The organism is Nostoc sp. XA010 (assembly GCF_020829625.1).
GTDB lineage: Bacteria > Cyanobacteriota > Cyanobacteriia > Cyanobacteriales > Nostocaceae > Nostoc.
Genome location: NZ_JAIVFX010000015.1, coordinates 71,346 through 94,285, shown reverse-complemented (window position 1 = coordinate 94,285; position 22,940 = coordinate 71,346). Strand labels below are relative to the sequence as shown.

At 43.6% G+C, this 22,940-nt stretch carries 20 protein-coding genes and 10 tRNA genes; 21 read left to right on the top strand and 9 right to left on the bottom strand.

Annotated features, from left to right (window positions below; genetic code table 11):
- Positions 1-152: 152 nt before the first annotated feature.
- On the bottom strand, positions 153-2,072 hold the full coding sequence (locus tag LC608_RS21335) for a sodium:proton antiporter (protein ID WP_229555415.1): 1,920 nt from the start codon (positions 2,070-2,072) through the stop codon (positions 153-155).
- Positions 2,073-2,394: 322 nt separating this feature from the next.
- On the opposite strand from LC608_RS21335, the gene LC608_RS21330 reads away from it, so the two are divergent.
- Positions 2,395-2,467: transfer RNA gene (locus LC608_RS21330), tRNA-Glu, on the top strand.
- Between the two features lie 90 nt (positions 2,468-2,557).
- On the opposite strand, the gene LC608_RS21325 is transcribed toward LC608_RS21330, so the two are convergent.
- The 3 genes from LC608_RS21325 to LC608_RS21315 all read right to left on the bottom strand — a co-directional run bounded on the left by LC608_RS21325 (position 2,558) and on the right by LC608_RS21315 (position 6,270).
- Positions 2,558-3,163 (bottom strand): SRPBCC family protein, encoded by a 606-nt coding sequence (locus LC608_RS21325; RefSeq protein ID WP_229555414.1) that lies wholly within the window; start codon positions 3,161-3,163, stop codon positions 2,558-2,560.
- 8 nt (positions 3,164-3,171) lie between these two features.
- Positions 3,172-5,199, bottom strand: a complete 2,028-nt coding sequence (locus LC608_RS21320; RefSeq protein ID WP_229555413.1) for a GAF domain-containing sensor histidine kinase — start codon at positions 5,197-5,199, stop codon at positions 3,172-3,174.
- A 735-nt stretch (positions 5,200-5,934) separates the two neighbouring features.
- Positions 5,935-6,270, bottom strand: a complete 336-nt coding sequence (locus LC608_RS21315) for a ribbon-helix-helix domain-containing protein (protein WP_229555412.1) — start codon at positions 6,268-6,270, stop codon at positions 5,935-5,937.
- Between the two features lie 71 nt (positions 6,271-6,341).
- Here LC608_RS21315 and LC608_RS21310 point away from each other — a divergent pair, with 71 nt between their 5' ends.
- The 3 genes from LC608_RS21310 (at position 6,342) to LC608_RS21300 (ending at position 7,641) form a co-directional block, all read left to right on the top strand.
- A complete protein-coding gene (locus LC608_RS21310) occupies positions 6,342-6,593 on the top strand; it encodes a hypothetical protein (protein ID WP_229555411.1) in 252 nt (83 codons plus the stop codon).
- Positions 6,594-6,728: 135 nt separating this feature from the next.
- Positions 6,729-7,235, top strand: coding sequence for an HNH endonuclease (locus tag LC608_RS21305; RefSeq protein WP_229555478.1), 507 nt, complete (start codon positions 6,729-6,731; stop codon positions 7,233-7,235).
- A 16-nt stretch (positions 7,236-7,251) separates the two neighbouring features.
- On the top strand, positions 7,252-7,641 hold the full coding sequence (locus LC608_RS21300) for an alr0857 family protein (RefSeq protein ID WP_229555410.1): 390 nt from the start codon (positions 7,252-7,254) through the stop codon (positions 7,639-7,641).
- Positions 7,642-7,821: 180 nt separating this feature from the next.
- Here LC608_RS21300 and LC608_RS21295 read toward each other — a convergent pair whose 3' ends face one another.
- Positions 7,822-8,079: a hypothetical protein gene (locus LC608_RS21295; protein WP_229555409.1), complete on the bottom strand. Its 258-nt coding sequence runs from the start codon at positions 8,077-8,079 to the stop codon at positions 7,822-7,824.
- 195 nt (positions 8,080-8,274) lie between these two features.
- Between LC608_RS21295 and LC608_RS21290 the strand changes: the two genes are divergently transcribed.
- The 9 genes from LC608_RS21290 to LC608_RS21250 all read left to right on the top strand — a co-directional run bounded on the left by LC608_RS21290 (position 8,275) and on the right by LC608_RS21250 (position 9,319).
- Positions 8,275-8,469, top strand: a complete 195-nt coding sequence (locus tag LC608_RS21290) for a hypothetical protein (RefSeq protein ID WP_229555408.1) — start codon at positions 8,275-8,277, stop codon at positions 8,467-8,469.
- Positions 8,470-8,588: 119 nt separating this feature from the next.
- Positions 8,589-8,662: transfer RNA gene (locus tag LC608_RS21285), tRNA-Asp, on the top strand.
- Between the two features lie 4 nt (positions 8,663-8,666).
- Positions 8,667-8,743 (top strand) — tRNA-Glu (locus LC608_RS21280).
- A gap of 3 nt (positions 8,744-8,746) precedes the next feature.
- Positions 8,747-8,819, top strand: a tRNA-Cys gene (locus LC608_RS21275).
- Positions 8,820-8,859: 40 nt separating this feature from the next.
- Positions 8,860-8,934: transfer RNA gene (locus LC608_RS21270), tRNA-Arg, on the top strand.
- A gap of 20 nt (positions 8,935-8,954) precedes the next feature.
- A tRNA-Phe gene (locus LC608_RS21265) sits at positions 8,955-9,029 on the top strand.
- Positions 9,030-9,035: 6 nt separating this feature from the next.
- A tRNA-Asn gene (locus tag LC608_RS21260) sits at positions 9,036-9,110 on the top strand.
- Between the two features lie 5 nt (positions 9,111-9,115).
- Positions 9,116-9,188, top strand: a tRNA-Gln gene (locus LC608_RS21255).
- A 57-nt stretch (positions 9,189-9,245) separates the two neighbouring features.
- Positions 9,246-9,319: transfer RNA gene (locus LC608_RS21250), tRNA-His, on the top strand.
- A 360-nt stretch (positions 9,320-9,679) separates the two neighbouring features.
- Here the strand turns inward: LC608_RS21250 and LC608_RS21245 are convergent.
- Positions 9,680-10,768, bottom strand: a complete 1,089-nt coding sequence (locus tag LC608_RS21245; RefSeq protein ID WP_229555407.1) for a glycoside hydrolase family 3 protein — start codon at positions 10,766-10,768, stop codon at positions 9,680-9,682.
- Between the two features lie 550 nt (positions 10,769-11,318).
- Between LC608_RS21245 and pds the strand changes: the two genes are divergently transcribed.
- The 4 genes from pds to LC608_RS21225 all read left to right on the top strand — a co-directional run bounded on the left by pds (position 11,319) and on the right by LC608_RS21225 (position 15,392).
- The gene (pds, locus tag LC608_RS21240; protein WP_229555406.1) at positions 11,319-12,758 is read left to right on the top strand and encodes a 15-cis-phytoene desaturase; all 1,440 of its coding nucleotides are present in this window, start codon (positions 11,319-11,321) and stop codon (positions 12,756-12,758) included.
- Positions 12,742-13,674: a 15-cis-phytoene synthase CrtB gene (gene crtB / locus LC608_RS21235; RefSeq protein WP_229555405.1), complete on the top strand. Its 933-nt coding sequence runs from the start codon at positions 12,742-12,744 to the stop codon at positions 13,672-13,674. Before pds ends, crtB begins: the two co-directional genes overlap by 17 nt.
- A 106-nt stretch (positions 13,675-13,780) precedes the next feature.
- A tRNA-Ser gene (locus LC608_RS21230) sits at positions 13,781-13,872 on the top strand.
- Positions 13,873-14,072: 200 nt separating this feature from the next.
- Positions 14,073-15,392 carry an ABC transporter substrate-binding protein gene (locus tag LC608_RS21225; RefSeq protein ID WP_229555404.1) on the top strand — a complete coding sequence of 440 codons (1,320 nt, stop codon included), beginning with the start codon at positions 14,073-14,075 and terminating at the stop codon, positions 15,390-15,392.
- Positions 15,393-15,469: 77 nt separating this feature from the next.
- Here the strand turns inward: LC608_RS21225 and LC608_RS21220 are convergent, their stop codons facing one another.
- Positions 15,470-16,312 carry a hypothetical protein gene (locus LC608_RS21220; RefSeq protein ID WP_229555403.1) on the bottom strand — a complete coding sequence of 281 codons (843 nt, stop codon included), beginning with the start codon at positions 16,310-16,312 and terminating at the stop codon, positions 15,470-15,472.
- Between the two features lie 646 nt (positions 16,313-16,958).
- On the opposite strand from LC608_RS21220, the gene LC608_RS21215 reads away from it, so the two are divergent.
- Together LC608_RS21215 and LC608_RS21210 are read left to right on the top strand one after the other, a co-directional pair.
- The gene (locus LC608_RS21215; RefSeq protein WP_196523800.1) at positions 16,959-17,276 is read left to right on the top strand and encodes a hypothetical protein; all 318 of its coding nucleotides are present in this window, start codon (positions 16,959-16,961) and stop codon (positions 17,274-17,276) included.
- A 203-nt stretch (positions 17,277-17,479) separates the two neighbouring features.
- A complete protein-coding gene (locus LC608_RS21210; RefSeq protein ID WP_229555402.1) occupies positions 17,480-19,207 on the top strand; it encodes a succinate dehydrogenase/fumarate reductase flavoprotein subunit in 1,728 nt (575 codons plus the stop codon).
- Positions 19,208-19,896: 689 nt separating this feature from the next.
- Here the strand turns inward: LC608_RS21210 and LC608_RS21205 are convergent.
- Positions 19,897-20,295 (bottom strand): type II toxin-antitoxin system HigA family antitoxin, encoded by a 399-nt coding sequence (locus LC608_RS21205; protein ID WP_229555401.1) that lies wholly within the window; start codon positions 20,293-20,295, stop codon positions 19,897-19,899.
- Complete coding sequence (locus LC608_RS21200) at positions 20,279-20,578, bottom strand: type II toxin-antitoxin system HigB family toxin (RefSeq protein WP_229555400.1); 300 nt, start codon at positions 20,576-20,578, stop codon at positions 20,279-20,281. Before LC608_RS21200 ends, LC608_RS21205 begins: the two co-directional genes overlap by 17 nt.
- Before the next feature lie 196 nt (positions 20,579-20,774).
- Between LC608_RS21200 and LC608_RS21195 the strand changes: the two genes are divergently transcribed.
- A complete protein-coding gene (locus tag LC608_RS21195; RefSeq protein ID WP_229555399.1) occupies positions 20,775-21,737 on the top strand; it encodes a protochlorophyllide reductase in 963 nt (320 codons plus the stop codon).
- Positions 21,738-22,276: 539 nt separating this feature from the next.
- Positions 22,277-22,897: a TMEM165/GDT1 family protein gene (locus LC608_RS21190; RefSeq protein ID WP_229555398.1), complete on the top strand. Its 621-nt coding sequence runs from the start codon at positions 22,277-22,279 to the stop codon at positions 22,895-22,897.
- Positions 22,898-22,940: the final 43 nt, after the last annotated feature.

The window sequence follows — 22,940 nt, the reverse complement described above, 5'->3', positions numbered from 1 at the left end:
TTTATATATGGGCTTGATCTTGGACGCATTATTTCTTGTGCTATGCATCTTGAAATAAATTTATTTGCTCTGAAATCCTACTATTGGTGCGAAATTACAGCATATTCTCCCCTGCTCCCTGCTCCCTGCTCCCTGCTCCCTGTCCCTCTACCTCATCCCCCAGGAGCCTCACTAGCTGAAAATTGAGGCAATTGGGCGAGGGATAGGTCTTCAACCTCTGGTAGCTTTTCTAGAGAGAGGGGAGTGGATTGGGTAGCACCAGATAAGCGTTTTAAAAGGCTAGGTCTGGGGTCATGCAACAGGTAAATAATGTGATCGCCAACTTCCCAATCTTGGTTAGCTGGCATTACCTGTAAGCGTTCTTCTCGCTCTATCAATAGCGGTATCAACACCCCAGTCCGAATCTTTTCTTGGATGCGATCGCATTGAGTAGAAAACTCCAACTCATCTAACGTAGTTGTCCCTAGCTTGACGCGCCCATCATTCAAATATTCATTCCAAGTTTTAATCGCTAAATCTGGGATAAAAGCTTGATTAACTTTATTATTAACCGAAATATTCGCTTGCGGGTCGCGGGGGAAAACAGCTAAGACGCGCGGCGGTTTAAATTCCTCAGCCGCTCGTTGAGCCAAAATAAAATTCACCTCGCCATTACTAGTCATAGCTAAAAACGTACCCATAGAGCCAAGCCCTGCCTCTTCCAAAACAGCAGCATCAAGCCCACTACTGGCAATCACTCGCAGATTTTGCGCCTCGGCTTGCACAAGACATTCGGGGTCAGTATCAATCATGACTACGTTTTCTCCCCGTTCTTGAAAGAAGCGGGCAATCAAAAGACTTAACGGATTACAACCTACAATCACTGCCCCAGTTACGTCTTTGGAAGTGATTTGCAGCCATTTAGCAACCCAGCCGGCTGTTAGCCCTTGGCAGACAACAGTCATGATAATTGTGAGGAAAACTAAAGCTTTGATGGAATCACCGCCGTTAATGCCACGCTGTGTCAGCGAAATCGCAAAAAAAGAAGCGACAGAGGCAGCAACAATTCCTCTAGGAGCAACCCAGCTTAAAAACAGTTTTTGTCGCCAGTTTAAGTCACTGTTCCAGGTACACAACAGGATATTAATTGGGCGAACGACAAACATTAATACCAAAACAGTGAATAAACTACCCCAACCCAAAGCAAACACACTGGCAATAGATAAATCAGCAGCTAATAAGATAAATAGCACCGAGACGCTGAGAATTGTCAGCTGACCCTTAAAGCTGCGTAACAAACGTTGTTCTGGGACTGAGGAGTTAGCAAAAACGGCTCCTGCAACTACTGTTGTCATTACTCCCGATTCACTACGGATCATTTGCGATAAGGTAAACAGGCTCCAAAGTATCGCTAATACCGCTAAGTTTTTTAGCTCAAATGAGAGAAAACTGGCGCGTTTGAAAATCAAACTCATCAGATAACCGCCAGCACCGCCAATTGCTGCACCAACACCCAGGCGCATGAGTAAACCTGCGATCGCATTAATGGGGTCAGCATCGCCATTTAGAATCGTGTCAAGGACGACGAAGGCGAGGATAGCTCCTACAGGGTCAATTAAAACCCCTTCTCCTTCCAAGAGTGTTGCTACTTGCCGATCTACATTGATTTGTTTGAGCAAAGGGCCAACGACGGTTGGGCCTGTCACCACAACAATGGAAGCATAGAGAAAAGCTATCTTCCAGGGAAATTCACCCAGCCAGTGAGCAGCCATACTCCCACCAAGCAATGTGATCAGCGTTCCTAGAGTGACAAGCAATTGCAGGCTGACTGAAACTCTACCTAACTCTCGCAAATCCAAGTTAAGTCCGCCTTCAAACAAAATGATTGCCGTTGCTAGGGCGACAATAACTTCCAATCCACTGCCGAGTAAATGGGGATGCAACAGCCCGATGCCATCAGAGCCAAAGAGAATGCCCAACAGCAATAATAAAACGATGCTGGGTATCCGAAAGTATGCAGCCAGCACTTGGGCGCTAATGCCTGCAAGGACGGCGATCGCCATCTGTAGGGTAATTTCAAAAGATGCTTCCATTTTGTAGATTTTGAGCGATTTATTTCAAAATCTTTTATAAAAAACCGTAGATATTAACTTTACACGGTACAACATCATACCCTCTGCCATTGCTGAATTTAGCTTTTCTATCTGAGCGTCCCTTTAAACTCACAGTGTCGGACGCTGATGAACCCTGCGGCTTGCCGCAAAGGTATCTAGAGAATTCTTTTGGTGTCTCCATGTCTTTCTATCCTCTTCAAGCTTTTGCCTCCACCCAGTTTAGCCGCCACAAACTTTTTTTGGCAAAAGCTGTTGACAAAGGCCAGGAAATTGGTTAACTTATAAAAGGTCTGAGTCCGATGCCCCCATCGTCTAGAGGCCTAGGACACCTCCCTTTCACGGAGGTAACGGGGATTCGAATTCCCCTGGGGGTACTTAAAAACAATAAAAAAGCAAAAGCATTTTTTGCTAGAAATATAGGAAATTAAACTATCATTCAGGAACAAGCCTGAATGATAGTTTAACTATACATAAGGTTGTTTGCTGGCTAACTCTTCTACACGTTGGTGAATAGCCAAGAGATTTAACCGCAGGTCTTTGCTCAGGCGGTTTTCAATGATTCCCACTGGCATAGTGAGTTTAGGCCAAACTTGAATTGTGTAGCATAGATTTGTTCCTACATACTCACCAAGAGAATAAGGCTCTAAGCACCAGCTACCAGAAAAGCCTTTAAAATCTCCCTCCACCATGCGGAAGTTAATTTCATTGGGGAAGTATTCTTCCAAATCCAGAACTACCCGCGCACTAAAATTGAAACTCAGTAAGCGTTGGGAGCCTACTTGCTCTAGTCGAATACCACCATTGGGATGCTCGATTAGACGACTCTTGGCGAGGTTGGGGAGAAAGTCAGGTAAGGCTTCATAATCTGTCAGAACCTTCCAGATTTGTTCTACTGGTTGGGGAATTTGGACTTTGGCGGTGATTTGTCGCTGTCGCTCTGCTATTTTCTCAATTTGAACTTCTACATTAGCTGCCACGACTGCATCAACAGTCAAATCCCCTTCGAGGTTGATGTCATCACTAAGAGACTGGGAATCACGGTTCTCTGTTGTGTTCTGTTTTTTAGTCACTTTCAGAATTATGGTTTGCTTTCGTCAGAAAATTGGGGCAGAGTCAGGGTGAAGCAAATTTCGCTCTGTTGAGAATCCGAAATTGCGAGACTTTCAACTGCGATCGCTCCATTCAGATGCTGCACTAAAGACTTGACTAAAGCAAGTCCCAAGCCAGTCCCTGGAGTCCAGCGCCCTTTTCCGCGACGGAACTTGTCAAAGATATAAGTCGCTTCTTCTTGAGAGATGGCATGTCCTGTATTCGTCACCTTCATGATAACTTGATCAATTTGTTGATCAACTTGGTGAGAGGCTTTCAGGTGGACAATTGTATCATGCTGTGAGTATTTACAGGCATTCGTTAATAATTCTTGCAGGATGCGGTCAAAACTCTCCAGTTCAGTTTGCAGTTTTAGCGATTCTTCTGGTAAATCTACAGAAATCTTTAATCCCTTCTCTGCGAGTTTTTTCTCGAAAGATGCTGCTATATCCTGAATTTTAATATTTAAATCTATAGATTCTAATTGCGGGGCTTCGTGAGGCGACTCTAGTTTCTGGAGTGTCAACAAGTCATTAATCAAGTTAATTTCTTTTGTACATTCCTGCTCTAGGATATCCATGTATCGAACCTGACGCTCTGGCGCGATTCCTGGCAAACGTAAGTTCCGAATTGACATCAGCATGTTTGTCAAAGGATAGCGCAAGCGATCGCTCATGTTACTCATAAATTCATCTTTGAGTTCATTGAGTTTCCGCAGTTGCTCAACATACTGCCGGGTTCTTTCATGCAACTTTGCCTGGAGTTCTAGACTACTCTGTAGTTTCGCCGTCCGCTCATCTACCAAAGTTTGCACTTGGCGCAATGTCTGTGACTGAAGTATGGCGTTACTTACTTGAGCACAAACCAGTTCCACAAGATTTAATTCTGCTGCTTGCCAATTGCGAGTGACAGCTTGCTGTAACACCAAGAATCCTAAGATTTTACCTTGATTTTCTAATGGCACTAATAAGACCGCAGGCAATTGCTCTATTGCAAATAATGGAGCAGCTGACGAAGTATCATTTTGCTCTGTGTAATTATCGAAGATTACTATTACTCCTTTGGCAGAATCTATGAAGGCACGCTGGCATAAACCACACTCTGATAGCAAGAAAGACTGATCTTCTAAGGTATCTGGTTTAGTAATGCGAGAAATTTGGGTTTCCTTAGCCCATTCACCAACCACTCTAGCTTTCGCTTTAGGAACTTGTTTTTTAGCTTGAGTCCTAAATAGTGGGTCTGTATATTTTAGTAGTATGAGCAAACCCCGATCTGCCTGTAGAGATTCGGCAGTAGAGGCAATAACTAACTGGAGCATTTGATTAAGCTCCAAGTTGCTACGGCTCAGTAGTGTTAGTTGCTTGATCAAGCTTTGATACTGATTGCTCTTTTGCAGATACTGTTGTTGATGAGCAATTAGCTGGGCTTGTGCTACGCGAGAAAAAGCGATCGCGCAAGCCGATTCCACCTGTTTTAGTAGTTGTTTTTCTGATTCACTCCAATCATAGGGTTGGAATTGTATCAGACTAATCACGCCATTATTATTGCCACCAAACCGGGTAGGAATTGCCAAAACTGCTTTTATCGGTAGTGGCAAATATTGACACCCAATTACCAGACTGTTCTGAATGATGGAAATGTCTTCAATAGTCAATGGTTCAGCAGCACATTGCAGCACTGGCGAGTGCATAAGCAACTGTTCCATCGAAAACATCTCTTCTTGGTGTGGTAACGCTAGATACTCATCAGCGCACCAATTACTAGTAGTTGCTTCGTCGGATGTCTCACCTGTTACTGAAACCAAGCAGCAACAATCTACTTGAAAGACAACTCCTAGCAATTTGGCAATATCTTGCAGCATTAACGCCGTAGTGGAGCTATTGGCAATGATTTGGTTAATCTTTTCTACCAACTTTTGGGCAGGTTCTTCCTGATGCTGCATCAGCTTGACTTGGTAAGGTTGTAGTCGATCTATGTCATCTACATAATGTGGCGGCGACGATAAAGGCTTTTTCATTCTTGGCACGCCCTCGGATAATAACTCCATTGTTTTTGCACCCAACCGGTTGGCATATTCTTCACCGTTAGTTGTGTTGCTCCACTTTGATAATTGACAATTCTTATATGAATACTTTCTCTCACCTGTTATAGCCCTTTTCTATGGGACATGGCCAAGTTCGCATTATATTAAGCAAATTGCTACATGGGTAGTGAGATACTTAGGATATTCTAAAATGTCCCAGCCTGATTATTGTTGGCTGGTTTATCTTTTAAATATTGAGATAATTAACTAACTTTGACTTAGAATATCCTGTCTATAAGTATACATAAACCGTAATTTCTCTGGAATTTCAGGGAAAATCTCCCAGAAACATCCGTAATAACACTGAATATACTTTAGAAAGTTTGTAAAATTTAGCTTTTATTTTAGTCTATTTAACGAGCTACCTTTTGATCTGTGTTGCTCTCAATCAAATATAAGCAAGCCAGACCATCAAACAGAGCTACCTTGTAGCAGCAATAGAGTACATAAGCAATCCGATTTGATTTCTGAATCACTCGTAGAGGTAAGGGACTGGGGACTGGGAAGAAGGAATAAAGGTGTACTGAGTTTTGTTCAAAAATCAAATATGAGTCCTATAGCTACAATTCTTAACAATAAGTTTTACTCATTGGATAAAATAAAGGTAAATTCTCAATGCAGCTCAGTTATTTAGCAAAAATAACTGAGCTGCATTGCCTGAATATAAGACTATCCAACCAAACTCTCAACACTCAGAGGAACCATATCCCCATTCCTAGTCAGCCCTAACAACATCGGTTCTTGGGGTTGAATTAGTTGACCTGTGAGTACACAGCGTTCTTCTTGTTGAGCTGTGGCAGCGATGCTAGCTCGAATGTCGGTTCGGGAAAATCGAGGCTTCCATTCACCTGATTTTTGCTGGACATAATTCCAAAGGATATCTCGAATCAAAGCTTGATATCCCTGATTGCCAGCTATTTCTTTGAGCTTATCTTTCAATTCCCGCTCTAGGCGGATGCTGGTAACTTCCATATCGGTGGTTGGGGTGCGGGCGATCGTATGCATCACTATTTCTCCTTAAAGGTATAGACAAGATAGTAATACAAGTGTAGTATGTTTAAAGCGATATTCAATAGGTGAAATTTTCTGTGAAATCCATTTACCCTATCTCTACTTCAATTTTGTGCGCCACCAATTGCCGAACCAATTGGGAATCGGCTGCTATGGAAGTGGAGTATTTATTTATGGGCGATGGTAGCCGAAATCATGGGCAAATCACAGAGGGTAATTATGACTTTAGACATCTCAGCATTAGTGCGCTGATTGCAAAACGAGAACTAGATCAACAAAGCGGGGGGTACAGACAAAGGAATACTGTACCGATATAAGACCAGAAAATTTTCCGGTCAATTCTAACCCCCGCTTCACCGAAAACTTGAAGCGGGGGTTTTTTTATAAGGAGTTAAGCTGTGACGATATCTTCTCTGCGAGACGCTGCGCGAACAATGCGCGGCGCGAACGCAATGCAAGTGTTAGAGCAATCTGTGGTGGTGTTTTCTCAAAATTACTTGCCACTGTGTCGGATCAATATCAAGCGGGCAATTGTGCTGTTACTAACAGATAAAGCTCAACCGCTAGGTTTTACCACAGAAGCCGGATGGCGAGTTCACTCACCCAACTTGGTAATTGATGTGCCAAAACACATTCGCTTAACAATTACTTCTAATGAGCGGATGTGGAAAGTTCCGCCAGTGAATCGGCGCGAAGTGTTGCGACGAGATAATCACACTTGCCAATACTGCGGTAGCGGCAAACATCTAACGCTAGATCATGTGATACCGCGATCAAGAGGCGGTTCTCACACTTGGGATAACGTAGTCACAGCTTGTGAGAAATGTAACTCCCGTAAAGGTTATCGCACCTTGTTTGAAGCTGGTATGCAACTGTGTACCAAACCAAAAGCACCAATCCACCCTGCGATTTCTTTTGCCGAACAGTTTTGGATAGATATGCAAGGAAGCCTGGAATAACAGGAGAGCATAAGGAATGCTGAAATTAACTTACACTGAAAGCAGCTTTTATTTGGAATGTCTCACTCTGTCGCTAGAAGAATGGGTAGCGCAGCGAGTGATTTTAGCCCTGCGAGTTGGGCAAAGTTTATGCATTGAACCCAGTACCGCTTCCTTTTTGCTTCCTGTTGATTTACCAGGAGTAGAAGTGCTTAAGGCTGAGGTAAAAAGGAATGAAGGAGAAATTATTGCCCTCTCTGCCTGTGATGCCGAATATATGGAAGTCATCCTGCGGGGTTCTTGGCTATTAGATAGTTCTAAGGATGCTGTAGGTGTGTTTTTCACCACCATGAGCGATCGCGCTGAGTTCTTTTTGCACAAACTCTGGCAAGAATCTCAAGCTTGTGCCTCTGTCATGAGCGAATAAATGAAATAGTCGGGTGACTCAATTTTGGATTTTAGATTATTCAATCCAAAATTCAAAATTTAAAATCTGAAATTCGGGGAGTAAAATTTCTCCCCGTTTATTTTGCTTCAGGATATCCAGCATTTCTAGGGTTGTCTTCGGCTAAGACCCATCATCAATGCCTAGAGCAATACCTTCTCATTATTCCTGAGATGCACCTGATAAACTAGTTTTTCCCTGAAATTTAGCTGGGACTGTAAAGGTAGGGTTTTCTACTTTGGCTGGCGGTAGTTGGGCATTAATTTGGCCCTTTGCTGGATGAGCTTGAACTTGTGCAGGATGGATTTTGCTTAAAGGCTTGTTCAACTCCAGTTGTGGGGTAATACTACAAGCTGTAATCGTAGAGGCAATCGCGACAAAACTAATTATCTGTTGTCGCTTCAAGAAGTTGTCTGTCACGTCAGACTTTTAAAGATTCACCCAATCATAAGCTGTAGTGTGATTTTTCAGAGGGTTTAGCAAGCTCAGATATAAGTGCAGAAGCTTTTCTAGACAATTTCAAAAAATTTTTCTGAAACCCCTTGACACCTCTTGTAGTATTTTGTAGTATAAATGTAGTGAGGCGAAAGACAAAGCTTCTCAAGGGTCAAAGTCATGTTCTACATACAACTAAAACAGAGGCGCTGGAATCAACCAGAATCTCCAGCCAAGAAAGCCGCTCTTACTTGGAAACCATCAGAAGTAGAGGCAATCAACCAAAAAAGTTTTGAGTTTGCACTCAGCAAAACCACAGAATACATCCGTAATACACAACAGGCTTGCTACCTAGAGTTTCGGTTGTTTCCCTAACAGTTACTAACAGCTAAAAGTAATTTTTCTGAACCTTGAAAACTGAATAAGAAATGGGCAAGTTCACCAACAAATCTGTGCCTAAAAATCTAAAAGTTTAGGCACAGATTCAAAAAAATCGGGGTGTAGCTCAACTGGCTAGAGCGTTCCGTTGTCTGCGGAAATGTTGCGGGTTCAAATCCCGTCACCCTGGTTGCAGTCCTGTAGGCGAATAGTTTAAGCCGTCAGTTTCTCAAACTGAAGATTGCGAGTGGGAATCTCGTCGGGACTCCCAAATGGTCAGGTAGCCAAGTTGGTAAGGCGTTGGTCTGCAAAACCGATTAGCACGGGTTCAAATCCCGTCCTGACCTCTGATGCGATCGCAGGTTCAAATCCTGTTCTCTCCGCTTTGAGAGTGTGGTGTAATCGGATAACATCTCAGTCTACGAAACTGAAGATTTGAGGGTTCAAATCCCTCCGCTCTCGTTACATGATCTTTTTTCTATCCCCCGGTAGCTCAGTTGGTAGTTAGCGCCTGTTTGAAAAACAGGAGGCCGTCGGTTCGATTCCGACCTGGGGGGCTTCGTTGCCTCATAGCTCAATGGTAGAGCAAGCGGCTGTTAACCGCGCGGTTGTAGGTTCGAGTCCTACTGAGGCAGCCATTCATTACCGGGTGGACGAATTGGTAAGTCGCATCGCTCTGAACGATGAGGTTGCAGGTTCAAACCCTGCCCTGGCAATAAAGTCCTGTGGTGTAATTGGCAACATAGCGCCCTTTGAAGGCGAAGATTCTGATGGTGTCTGAAGCCAAAGTGGTCGAGGCGCTGGTTTGTGGAACCAGTCATAGCGGGTTCAAGTCCCGTCAGGCACCCTTGAATGGAAGATGCTGCTGTAGGCGAAGCCTTCTCGAAGTGTATGGACGGCAACTGGTCTTGAAAACCAGGGTACAGCAAACTGTAGGGGTACCCTACGGCAAACAAGCTACGATTCCTCCATCTTCCTCTTTTTCCACCTGAAGCCGAAAAGCGAGGCGCTGTGCTGATAACACAGAAATAGGAGGGGCAGTACCTCCCAGGTGGATTTATATCTAGTGTTGGTGTAAGGCTTGCAATGTAAAAAATATACGATCGCACTTGCTCATTTATTATTTCAATTAACTAGGGTGGCTGGCATAACGGCTGTGCAGATAGCTCTTAACCCGCAGAAATAGGTTCGACCCCTATACCACCCATTATGAATAGGAACTAGCAATCGCTAGTTGAGCGTGTTGCAATAATATATCTCTATCCAGAGCATATACGGGATATTGCGGCGTTACTGCCAGTAGTTTATCGATTCTTTCTCTTGCTGCTTCCACTACTGATTCGTCTAAGCTACCCTTGCTGAGGGAATCAACAAAATCTTCAGCAATCTGATAAGTTCTTTCAATAGATGATGAATTAATATTACGCGAGACAATAAACAAGTCGCAGCCTGCATGAAATGACCGCGCCACAGTACCAGCTTTAATAAACATATCTGAGATCGCTTTCATATCTAAGTCGTCAGATACAACCACTCCTTCAAAGCCAAGTTCCTCTCTAAGTATGGTTTTGAGTATAGCCTGGGAAAGCGTTGCTGGTACATCAGCATCTATCTTAGGAAATAAAATATGGGCAGTCATAATCAAAGGAATCTGTACTTCGATTAAAGCTTTGAAAGGTATAAGTTCTCGAAGTCGCAGGTCTTCTAAAGTTAGATTCAGTATTGGTAGCTCAATGTGAGAGTCTTTGCTAGTGTCTCCATGTCCGGGGAAGTGTTTGGCGCATCCCAAGATTCCTGACTCTTGAAGTCCAAGGTAGTAATCACGAGCATCTTTTGCAGCAATTTCGGGAGTGTTACCAAAGGCGCGAGGCCCAATCACGGGGTTGTGGGGATAGGAAAAAATATCTGCTACAGGTGCCCAAGATAAATTTATTCCTAGTGATTTAAGTTCTACTGCTGTGGCTTTTGCTACTTCGCGGGCGTGCGATCGCAGCAACAACGCATGAGGAAACCGCGTAATCGGCAGTGGTGTACGAATGACACGACCTCCTTCATGATCCAAAGTCATAAACATCGAATCACGTTCAGTATATTCTCGTATCTGATTGTTTAAATCTTTGAAGCTTTCTAGCCAAACCTGATATGGGGTGCTATCCAAAAAGTTTTTAGCAAAAAAGATCGCCCCAATCGGCTTTAATTCACTGAGTGCGCGTTTATCATCATCGCTTAATGTAGTGCCGGAAATACCCAAAATCAGGTGATGTCCAAAGCGTTTTAGCTCTTGCGATACACTCATAATTTTTTATCTATAAGTTCTGCGGTAAACAACTGAGTTGTTCAATCTAAAGGATATAAACTTTTATCCTACATCCTTATGGCGAGTGAGAAGCTTTCAAAGGAAGGTTTTTATGCTCATTGTAGAAAGTGTGTAAGTCCTAAATTAGTCTTGATTTTTCCATTGTCAATATATCCATCGAAGGAAATTTGATAGAGAATCAACTAGTAATCTTTAAGCACTACCCTAGATATTTTTTCAGAGTAGATACACTGATTCCCAAAGAAATCAACTAGTTTAATACCACGTTTGAGATTACTTATTTTCACTCAAAGGAATTACTTTTGTTTCCCTAAATTTCCTGCATATAAATCTAGATGAATTGTTCGCCAAAACCTATTATTCACAATGGTGTTGGCAATTTTGTTAGGTAGGTGCGCGTAAGTAAAATTCCCTTTGGCAAAAGTTTTTTGGGAGAGCGATCGCACAATAACTGCCAAATGTTACGGTTTGCAACGTATAATGAGAATCGACAAAACCATTAAGAAATATTGAAGGGCATTAGGGTTAAATGCGAGTAGCGATCGCGGGTGCTGGTCTAGCAGGACTTTCCTGCGCGAAATATCTCACGGACGCAGGTCACACTCCCATTGTCTTGGAAAGCCGGGACGTATTGGGTGGTCTTGTTGCGGCGTGGAAAGACTCTGACGGCGACTGGTACGAAACCGGGTTACACGCCTTCTTTGGGGCATATCCGAATATGCTCCAATTGCTCAAGGAGTTGGGCATTGAAGACAGACTCCAGTGGAAAGATCATACGTTGATTTTCAATCAACCAGACAAGCCTGGGACACTCTCACGTTTTGATGTTCCGGATATTCCATCTCCTTTCAACGTGATTGCATCGATTCTTCGCAACAAAGACATGTTGACTTGGGAGCAGAAGATTCGATTTGCAGTTGGCCTACTTCCAGCAGTGGTTCGGGGTCAAAAGTATGTTGAAGACATGGACAAGTACAGCTTCTTAGAGTGGTTGAAAAGGCAAGGTGTTGACGAGCGAGTAACTAGTGACGTTTTTATCGCCGCATGTAAAGCACTCACCTTTATCAATCCTGATGAAGTTTCAGCAACGATTCTGTTAACTGCACTGAATCGCTTTCTGCAAGAACGGTATGGCTCCAAGATTGCATTTTTGGATGGTTCTCCCACAGAACGTCTATGCAGCCCAATCGTAGATTACATCACAGAGCGCGGTGGAGAAGTGCGGTTGAATGCCCCCTTGAAAGAAATTTTGCTCAACGCCGATGGCACGGTGAAAGGATACTTGATTCGGGGCTTAAATGGGGCAGAAGATGAAGTTATCACAGCAGATTCGTATGTATCTGCCATGTCGGTTGACCCTCTGAAGGTCATGTTGCCTAAACCTTGGAAGCTGATGGAGTTTTTCAAGAAGCTAGAAGGCTTGGAAGGAGTACCAGTGATTAACCTGCATCTGTGGTTTGATCGGAAACTTACAGAAATTGATCACTTGCTTTTTTCGCGATCGCCCCTCCTAAGCGTTTATGCTGATATGAGCAATACCTGCCGTGAATACGCCAACCCCAATCGCTCAATGCTGGAATTAGTTCTAGCTCCGGCAAAAGATTGGATTGCCAAATCTGATGAGGAGATTGTGGCTGCAACGCTTGCTGAGTTGGAAAAACTTTTCCCCGACCACTTTGGGGGAGACAATCCAGCAACATTGCTGAAATCTCATGTGGTGAAAACGCCGCGTTCAGTTTACAAAGCGACCCCTGGTCGTCAACAGTACCGTCCAGCACAAGTTACGCCCATTGCCAACTTCTATCTCGCCGGAAGTTATACCATGCAACGCTACTTAGGCAGTATGGAAGGTGCCGTACTTTCTGGTAAGCTGACAGCGCAGGCAATTTCTGAGGCTCTCCCGGTAGCAAATTCCTCAAACCTGCAAACGCTCACCCGACCGCCCGCAACGAATGCTGCAACTGCCTGATTCCCCCCCGCGCATGAAAACGCTGGTCTCTGTAGACGAGTCATACAAACTTTGTCGGCATCTCACAGCAAAGTATGCCAAGACTTTTTACCTGGGTACTTTGCTCATGAGTCCGGTAAAACGTCAATCTATTTGGTCAATTTACGCTTGGTGTCGCCGTACAGATGAATTGGTAGATGGGCCCGCATCTGCTATTACCACGCCAGAAACCCTAGACCTATGGGAACAGCAGCTGGAATCGATTTTTGCGGGACACCCATTAGAAAATTACGATGTCGCTTTAGCTGATACCCTCCAGCGCTTTCCGATGGACATTCAGCCCTTTCGGGATATGATTGCCGGTCAGCGCATGGATTTATATCGCAGTCGTTATGAAACCTTTGAGGATTTATACCTCTACTGTTACCGCGTTGCTGGCACTGTTGGCTTAATGTCTACAGCAGTTATGGGTGTAGATAGCACCATATACACCGCTCCGTGGCAGCAGAACAAACAACCTTATGTTCCCATAGAAGAAGCGATCGCTCTGGGAATTGCCAATCAACTCACCAACATCCTGCGGGATGTGGGAGAAGATGCCAAACGGGGGCGAATCTACATTCCCCTTGAGGACTTGGCAAAATTCAACTACACCGAGCAAGACTTCTTCAAAGGTGTGGTAGATGATCGTTGGCGGGCGCTGATGCGCTTTCAAATCGAACGGGCCCGCCAATTCTATAGCACATCCGACCAGGGAATTACTTATTTAGCATCTGATGCCCGTTGGCCTGTGTGGGCAGCATCAATGCTGTACGGTCAGATTTTGGAGGTGATTGAACGCAACGATTATGATGTGTTCAGTCAACGGGCTTACGTTCCCCAGTGGAAAAAGTTACGCACTTTGCCCCTGGCTTGGATGCGATCGCAAGTCCTTTAAAAAATTAGTCATTAGTCCTCAGGGTTTTGTAAATAACCAATGACCAATGACTAATGACTATTGACTCTCCCAAACAAATCTGATAACATTGATATTCGTGAGTCATGGAGAGGTGGCTGAGTGGTCGAAAGCGGCAGATTGCTAATCTGTTGTACGGCAGGCAACTCCGTACCGAGGGTTCGAATCCCTCCCTCTCCGTTTTCCAGGCTTTGATAGACAGCTTTGATACACAGAGTATGTTCTGTGTGGAACAATAATAATCTAGTGTAAATATTTCTACTCCCAAAGATGGATGATATGATTTATCTTTTGGAGTCCTGATAAGATACAGCTAATTTAAAAATCTAGTTTGAATCTTACTTTTAGGCTCCTAAATATTTGAGGAGTCAAAGTTACTTATGAGAAAAATTAGTGCCGCCTTAACCTTCAGTATAGCTACTCTAGCAATTGGGTTCCTAGTTGGGGCTTGTGGTGATAATAGTACTCCCAATGGCACAGCTAACACCGGAAATACCGCTACCCCAGCAGCAAACTCAACTACTACAAGCAGTGATAAAGCGCTAAAAATTGGTTCCCTGCTACCGACAACAGGCGACTTAGCTTCTGTTGGACAGCAAATGCTAGGTTCTGTCCCTTTACTCGTTGATACTGTTAACGCTTGTGGTGGGGTGAATGGTGAACCAGTTACCTTAGTGCAAGTAGACGACCAAACCGACCCCAGAGCGGGTGCAGCCGGTATGACCAAACTTGCAACTTTAGATAAAGTGGCAGGTGTAGTTGGCTCCTTTGCCAGTAGCGTTTCTAGTGCAGCAGTCTCCATTGCTACACCGAATAAAGTCATGCTAGTTTCCCCTGGTAGTACCAGTCCTGTCTTTACTGAAAAGGCCCAAAAAGGCGACTATAAAGGCTTTTGGGCGCGTACTGCTCCCCCTGATACCTACCAGGCACTAGCTTTAGCCCAACTTGCCAGAAAAAAAGGTTTCAAGCGAGTTTCTACAGTCGTGATTAATAACGACTATGGCGTTGGCTTTGAAAAAGCATTTGTGCAAACTTTTGAAAAATTGGGTGGAACTATAGTTAATAAAGATAAGCCTGTTCGCTACGATCCAAAAGCCCAGACATTTGATACAGAAGCGGCTGCTGCTTTTGCTGGTAAACCAGATGCAGTCCTAGCTGTACTTTATGCTGAAACTGGTAGTCTGTTCCTGAAAGCCGCCTATCAGCAAGGTGTGACAAAGGGAGTGCAAATTTTGCTGACAGATGGGGTGAAATCACCTACTTTTCCCGAACAAGTTGGCAAAGATGGTGATAAATTCATTTTAACTGGAGCGATCGGTACAGTACCTGGTTCCGATGGTAAAGCACTAGAAGCTTTTACCAAGCTGTGGAAGGATAAAAAGGGTGGTGCGCCAGGAGAATACGCTCCTCAAGCTTGGGATGCGGCTGCTTTATTGACGTTGGCTGCACAAGCTGCTAAACAAAATACAGGCGTTGGTATAGCCAGCAAAATCCGTGAAGTGGCTGATGGGACTGGCACGGAAGTTACCGATGTCTGCGAGGGATTGAAGTTACTTAAAGATGGTAAAAAGATTAACTATCAAGGAGCTAGTGGCAACGTTGATGTTGATGCTAACGGCGATGTCGTCGGTGTTTATGATGTTTGGACAGTAGGAGACGATGGCAAAATCAAGGTAATTGATAAAGTTACCCCTAAATAGAAAGTTAGGAATTAGGAGTTAGGAGTTATAAGTGAAACATTACTAACTCTTAACTTCTAACTCATAACTCCTAACTCTTAAAAGCCAGTAAAGTTGTAACCAACTCCTAACAATAAGCCTATATCAGTTTCATCGAAAAATCCGGCATTCACAGCAGCCGTTGCAGTGAATTGAGGGGTTAGAGGCACATCAATGCCACCAGCTACTAAAAAGCCTAATTGCGAATCATCACCAGTTTTGTAAGCTGCACCCACTCCAACGTAAGGTGCGATCGCTAACGGTTCGCTAAAAGCATCTGCTGACTTGAACGTAAAATCATAGGTGATCGGAACTAGAACTGTAGTGTTGTCCCCAAATACGGCTGAAGGTCGCACCGATATAGAATTTGTCAGTCCGATTTTGCTGACTACTGCGAAGTTACCGTCGCCCAAAGACGTTTCACCACCACTCAAACCAATGTTAGCAGCAACGCCAATATAGCTGCTACCGCCACGGGTAGTTGTACCTAAATCAATATCTGATTGCGCTACTTTGGTAGCAGATGGTTGAGAAGTAGTTTGAGAAGTCGGTTGCACAAACTCAGAGGTAAGCGTTGCAGATGAGGTTGCCACTGTGCCTGGAATGGGTGTAGGCGTTACACTGGCGTTTTCCTGTATCGCAGGGTTTGGGGACTGCTGTACCTTAGCTAAATTTGTTGCTGTAAATGTTTCAATTGTTTCTGTAGAGAAATTTTGGCTTACAGTGTCAAGTTCTGTACTAAACTCGTTGTGAGAGGCTACGGTTGCGGAAGGCTCGGTTAATGGCTGACTGCTGACCTTATCCACTGTCTGGGCACTCGCGGATAAGCCGCTACTCAGGACTGTAAGAGCAGTTATACTTGATAACCAAAAAACACCTTTACGAAAAAAAATAGTATTCACGTTCACTCCTAAAACAATATCGCCACGAAAAATAAAGGCTTTTGTTGATTAAAAGTCAACAAATTCGGGCAATACTCAAAATTTAACATCAAAAAATTGGTTTTTCCATTCGGACTTTACGGGATTTATCTAGTTAATATTTACTATCAAAAAATTAAATACCATATTCTAAATATCTGGAATTTGGCAGATGACAAAAATAATTTTTGCTTTAGGCAAAGAGCCTATTTGTTAAGGAGTTGATTAGGATTGCGAAAACTTTTAACAAAAAACTTAGCCTATATCAACACCTAGTACCGCAAGCCGGAAGCCAAAAGTCAAAAGTCAAAAGTATTATGGAATAAGCTCTTTAGGGATTTTAAATGGTTGCTCTATTTACGCCGTGCCGTACTAGCTCTCTTAGTTTTTGTGCTAACTCCGTAGTACAAGAGAAGAGGAGAATTCCAAGTAGCGACTACCAAAGAAAGGCTTACAGTAGCGGATGGTTGGTCTATTTCCGTCATGCTGTACTAGAAATTGCGCTTTGTAACAAAAAAAGTTGATTGTGAAGTTATATTACGAAGCTTGCAAAAATATTTAGAAATTGTCTACAAAGCAAACATAGTTCTAACGTAGAACCTATTAGGAGAGACTTGAGGCAAATTTGATGATCGGAAATAATATTCAAAAGTATCGGTTTGTCTGTACCCTGACTTTCGGTGATATCTACGGTCAAATAATTGTTTGGTTGATTACAATTACCCTAAGTTTGGCATCAGCCTTGGCGCTAATGGGTGCCAAGCGACCCGTGTACGCTTTAGCAACAGCGGGTCTGGTCGTTCTGTTATCGCTACCTTTCTTGTTGTTTGCGTTTGTCACTACCTTGTTAAATCATATTGAACTCACTCCTGTAGGGCCTGAAACCAAAATGGAACCCATGCCAGGTAATGTGTCTCAACAACAACCTGTACAAGCGACTAGCTGAAGAGTTAGGAGTTAGGAGTTAGGAGTTAGGAGTTATAAGTGAAGACCTAACTCTTCATTTTTAACTTTTCCCTCCTAATTTCAAAATTTGTAATAAAATCCCTGATCTATAGGCAGGGATTTTTTTTGTAGAGATGCAACGCACTGTCTGATTAATCCCGTCTCTACAATAGAACAGCAGTGGTTTGCAATTAGGGGCTAATTATGCTAGAACACGATGTGATTATTGTCGGGGGTGGATTGGCGGGATGTCGGGCTGCTGTAGAAATTGCCCGCACTGACCCTAATTTAAATATTGCTGTGGTTGCCAAAACACACCCAATTCGATCGCACTCGGTGGCGGCTCAAGGTGGTATGGCTGCATCGTTGAAAAATGTTGATTCAGCAGATACTTGGGAAGCACATGCTTTTGATACTATCAAGGGTTCTGATTACTTGGCAGACCAAGATGCTGTGGCAATTCTCGCCCAAGAAGCGCCAGATGTGGTAATTGACTTGGAACACATGGGCGTTTTGTTCTCTCGCTTACCCGATGGGCGCATTGCTCAACGGGCTTTTGGCGGACATTCCCACAATCGCACTTGCTACGCGGCTGATAAGACCGGTCACGCAATTTTGCACGAATTGGTTAACAATTTGCGGCGTTATGGAGTGCAAGTTTATGAAGAATGGTATGTGATGCGTCTCATTTTAGAAGAAAATGAGGCGAAGGGTGTGGTAATGTTCAATCTTTTGGATGGACATATAGAGGTGGTGCGAGCCAAGGCGGTGATGTTTGCCACAGGGGGCTATGGTCGCGTTTATAACACCACCTCTAATGATTACGCTTCTTCGGGTGATGGTTTGGCAATGACTGCGATCGCAGGTTTGCCTTTAGAAGATATGGAATTTGTCCAATTTCATCCCACTGGTTTATATCCGGTAGGGGTGCTGATTTCAGAAGCAGTACGGGGTGAAGGGGCGTATCTGATAAATAGTGAAGGCGATCGCTTTATGGCGAACTATGCACCCAGTCGCATGGAACTGGCTCCTCGTGATATTACCTCACGAGCGATCGCTTACGAAATTCGCGCCGGACGTGGTATTCATCTCGACGGTAGTGCTGGGGGCCCCTTTGTCTATCTCGATCTACGCCACATGGGCAAAGAAAAAATTATGAGTCGCGTCCCCTTCTGTTGGGAAGAAGCACACCGTTTGGTAGGTGTTGACGCAGTAACTCAACCTATGCCAGTCCGTCCGACAATTCACTATTGTATGGGTGGTATTCCGGTTAATACTGATGGGCAAGTCCGCAGTAGTGGTGATGGTTTAGTTGATGCCTTCTTTGCTGCTGGCGAAACATCTTGTGTTTCCGTACATGGTGCTAATCGCTTAGGGAGTAATTCTCTGCTGGAATGTGTCGTTTATGGCAAGAGAACCGGGGCTGCGATCGCGCAATTTGTCCAAAAACGCAAGTTGCCCTCTGTAGATGAGCAACGATATGTAACGGAAGCCCAGCAACAAATCCAAGCTTTGCTAGAACAACCAGGACAGTATCGCATTAACCAAGTTCGTCAAGCTTTCCAGGATTGTATGACTGATTACTGCGGTGTTTTCCGCACTGAGGCATTAATGAGTGAAGGGTTGCACAAACTAGAAGAAATCCAACAGCAATATCCTCAAATTTATTTAGATGATAAAGGTAGTTGCTGGAATACGGAACTTGTGGAAGCTTTGGAATTGCGAAGTTTGATGGTAGTGGGACAGACTATTTTGGCATCAGCTTTAAATCGCCAAGAGAGTCGTGGCGCTCATTTCCGCGAAGATTATTCTGAGCGAGATGATACCAACTTCCTCAAACACACAATGGCTTACTATTCACCTGCGGGAATTGACATTCAATATCGTCCTGTGGCGATTACTATGTTTGAGCCAAAAGAGCGGAAGTATTAACTGGAGGTAATAAATCTTCTGATCTCCCTTGCACAATGAATCGAGGGGACTGTAACCACCTCGTCCACCTCGATTAAAAACATGACTATAAATCATTGAGCTAGTGACAAGAACCTAACTGTCCTTGAATCGCAGCTATTATCTTGGAAAAAAACTGGTATTAGTGATATCACTAGGGCAGAAAGTGTAATATTGCAGCCAAGGAAAACGATATGGCGCTTAACGACTTCAGATCAGTCTTTCTTCCTTATTGCCTTGAAAAACAACCTGATGGACGATAGGTAGTCCTTAATAGGGAATACAAGCCAGTTGGTTTTAAGACTAGGGAACACATCGAGTATCAAGACTATCCTATTAGCGTTGAATTGAAAGGTATAGGTTCAGCAACAGTAGCAAAGCTCTCTTGCAATAGTGATTCAAATACAGACAGAATTTACTTGTATAACGATGGTTGTGTTCCAACAGAGAGTCCTGAATATATGAAGAATTATCTTAAACGCTTAGAGATATTGGCAAAGCTGAAAGTTGATTAGTTAAATAATAGAAATTAGTTTAGTGTTGGGTGGGGGTATAGCGCGGTCTGAGAATTCCTTGAAGGCAATGCAAGAAAGCCCCTAGCCAACTTACTAAAACTACATCACTACTTTGGTGTACCAAAAACGGTATTCCCACACGCTTTAAATTGAGGCTTAGATAAATAGGCTAGGTGAAACCTTGAAGTAATCACCAAGCATTTTGGCTTGTGCCTTGCTAATCGAACGCTTACCATTAACAACCTCAGACACTACACCGCTTGATCCAATAACCCCTACCAAGTCAGCTTGGCGGGTTCCACTTGCTTCCATGATGTGTTGAAGTATCTCATGAGGTACAGATAAATCCATCAGGTAGTTCTGTGTTTCATATACTTCAATCAGCTTCACCAGCAATTTATGTAAAACTCGGTGCTCTGGAGTACGATTTTTCGCAAAGGTTAGACGCTCTACCACTGTCAACACACGTTCATACTCCTCTTCCGTCTCAATTAGCTTGGGAGCAACTTCAGCTAGCAGATTGCGATAAGCAGTTTCGTCAAAAGTAAAAGTCATTTTTCCATTTGCCTTTATCGTATTCAGTATGTGTAAGAAAGTATTTGTAGTAAACTACCTGGTCTTCATAATCAATACCGACAATTAGGCGATAATCATTACCCTTGATATTGAAAACAGTAAAGTTTCCAACTGCTTCAGCATCCTTGTAAATCTTACGAACGTCCTCTAAGTTCTGCCATTCTGTTTTTTTCACAGTTGCATACCAGTTGTCAATCTGTTTCTTGAAATCGCGATACTGAGCGGTATCAGTGCGAAGCTTGCGAATTGCAATTAAATGCATTTCTTTCTAGCTTTTTTGCCATATTTTTTCAATAAAAAATCAATTACTTCTATAGTCTCTCAAAACGAGAGTAAAAAATTAAGAGTACTTATTTGGAGTACGGGTTAGTTCAGGTTAATCCAGCATTGAAAAAGCTGGTGACAATGATGGCTCACTGGTGTGAGATCCTAGAGACAGTCAATGGAGGCTCAACATAATGGAACAACATCACAAGCCAACGGTTATAATCACAGGTGCCTCTTCGGGGGTCGGTTTGTACGCTGCCAAGGCTCTTGCTGAAAGAGGATGGTATGTAGTAATGGCTTGTAGGGATATAGCGAAGGCTCAACTTGCAGCCCAATCTGTAGGAATCCCCCACCAGGGTAGCTACACTATCATGCATATCGATCTTGGCTCTTTAGAAAGCGTTCGACAATTTGTGAATAACTTTCGAGCAAGCGGCAACTCTCTAGATGCTTTGGTGTGCAACGCCGCAATTTATATGCCCTTAATAAAGGAGCCTTTACGCAGTCCAGAAGGTTACGAGTTAACTGTCACCACAAATCACCTCGGACATTTCCTTTTGTGCAACCTAATGCTAGAGGATCTGAAGAAGTCATCTTCAGAGCCAAGGCTCGTAATTTTAGGAACTGTCACCCACAATCCAGACGAACTGGGTGGGAAGATTCCGCCGCGTCCCGACTTGGGCGATTTGCAAGGGTTTGCAGAAGGATTTAAAGAGCCAATCTCAATGATTGACGGCAAGAAGTTTGAACCCGTCAAAGCTTACAAAGACAGCAAGGTTTGCAACGTGCTGACTATGCGGGAACTGCATCGGCGCTATCACGAGTCAACAGGTATCGCCTTCAGCTCTCTCTATCCGGGATGTGTTGCAGAAACGCCGCTATTTAGAAACCACTATCCCCTATTTCAGAAAATTTTCCCATTATTCCAGAAGTACATCACTGGGGGATATGTGTCTCAGGAGTTGGCAGGAGAACGGGTTGCTGCGGTAGTTGCCGAACCTGAATACAATCAATCTGGTGCTTATTGGAGTTGGGGAAATCGCCAGAAGAAAGATGGCAAGTCCTTTGTTCAAAAGGTCTCTCCTCAAGCCCGCGATGATGAAAAAGGCGATCGCATGTGGGAACTAAGCGCAAAGTTGGTTGGACTTGCGTAATAGAAGAGGATTTGGCCTTAACCCTGTGCATGATTGATCGATCTATTTTTTTGAATGAATTGGCATTATGTGCAAGTAAACAATAGGTTGAGGTGATTATTACGTCACCTCTGACTTAATTGATAGTTTCACTCTACATAGCTAATAGGTTACGCCGTTGTAGCGTTAGTGCGATGTCTATGACGGGCTATGTCTAAGCATTCTTCCAGACTACAATCACAGTAAAGATATACGAAAAATTATCTAAACATTTTCTATGAAAACTGCCAATACCTCTTGATTTCCTAATTCGTTGACTTCTACCCGGAAAAGATGTATAATCACATTCGCATAGAAGGGGAGTAGCTGCTGGCCAAAAAAATTAAAAGCCAGTACATCTGAATCAACATACTGGCGATGAGCCTGGTTCAGGTGGCAAGTAATCAATATTTGAAAGCGAGACCTTCACTAAGTTCACACCGAAAAGTGTAAACTTGGTGAGGTCTTTTGGTTCTCATCAAGCTTCACATCGGTAAATGATTTTTCAGGAGCTTGAGAGAGTGTTAACAGCTTTTACCGCAGGTTTATTATTAATAACAGTTTCCGAATTAGGCGATAAAACATTTTTTATTGCCGTAATTTTGGCAATGCACCACTCGCGGCGGCTGGTATTTACAGGTGTGACAGCCGCTTTAGCGGCGATGACAATCCTTTCGGTGCTATTTGGACAAGCGGTATCTTTTTTACCAAAAGTTTATATTCATTACGCCGAAATAGCTTTGTTTATTGCGTTTGGTTTCAAGCTGTTATATGACGCTAGTAAGATGTCTCCTGCTGCTTGTGATACAGAAGTTATAGAAGAGGCCGAAGCTGCGGTGAAAAAAGCAGATTTGGAGCTACCAAAGCAAAAGACTTCCTTGGCAATTATCATAGAAGCTTTTGTGTTGACATTTATGGCAGAGTGGGGCGATCGCACGCAAATTGCCACCATTGCCCTAGCCGCAGGTAATAATCCCATTGGAGTGACAATAGGTGCAATTTTAGGACATGGCATTTGTGCTGCGATCGCAGTTATCGGCGGCAAAATGATTGCCGGACGAATTTCTGAGCGTCAACTCACCTTAATTGGCGGATGCCTGTTTTTGCTGTTTGGTGTTATTGCTGCCATTGAGGGAGCGTGAGGGGATGAAGTAGGGGAGGCGGGGGGGAGGGGGCAGGGGGCAG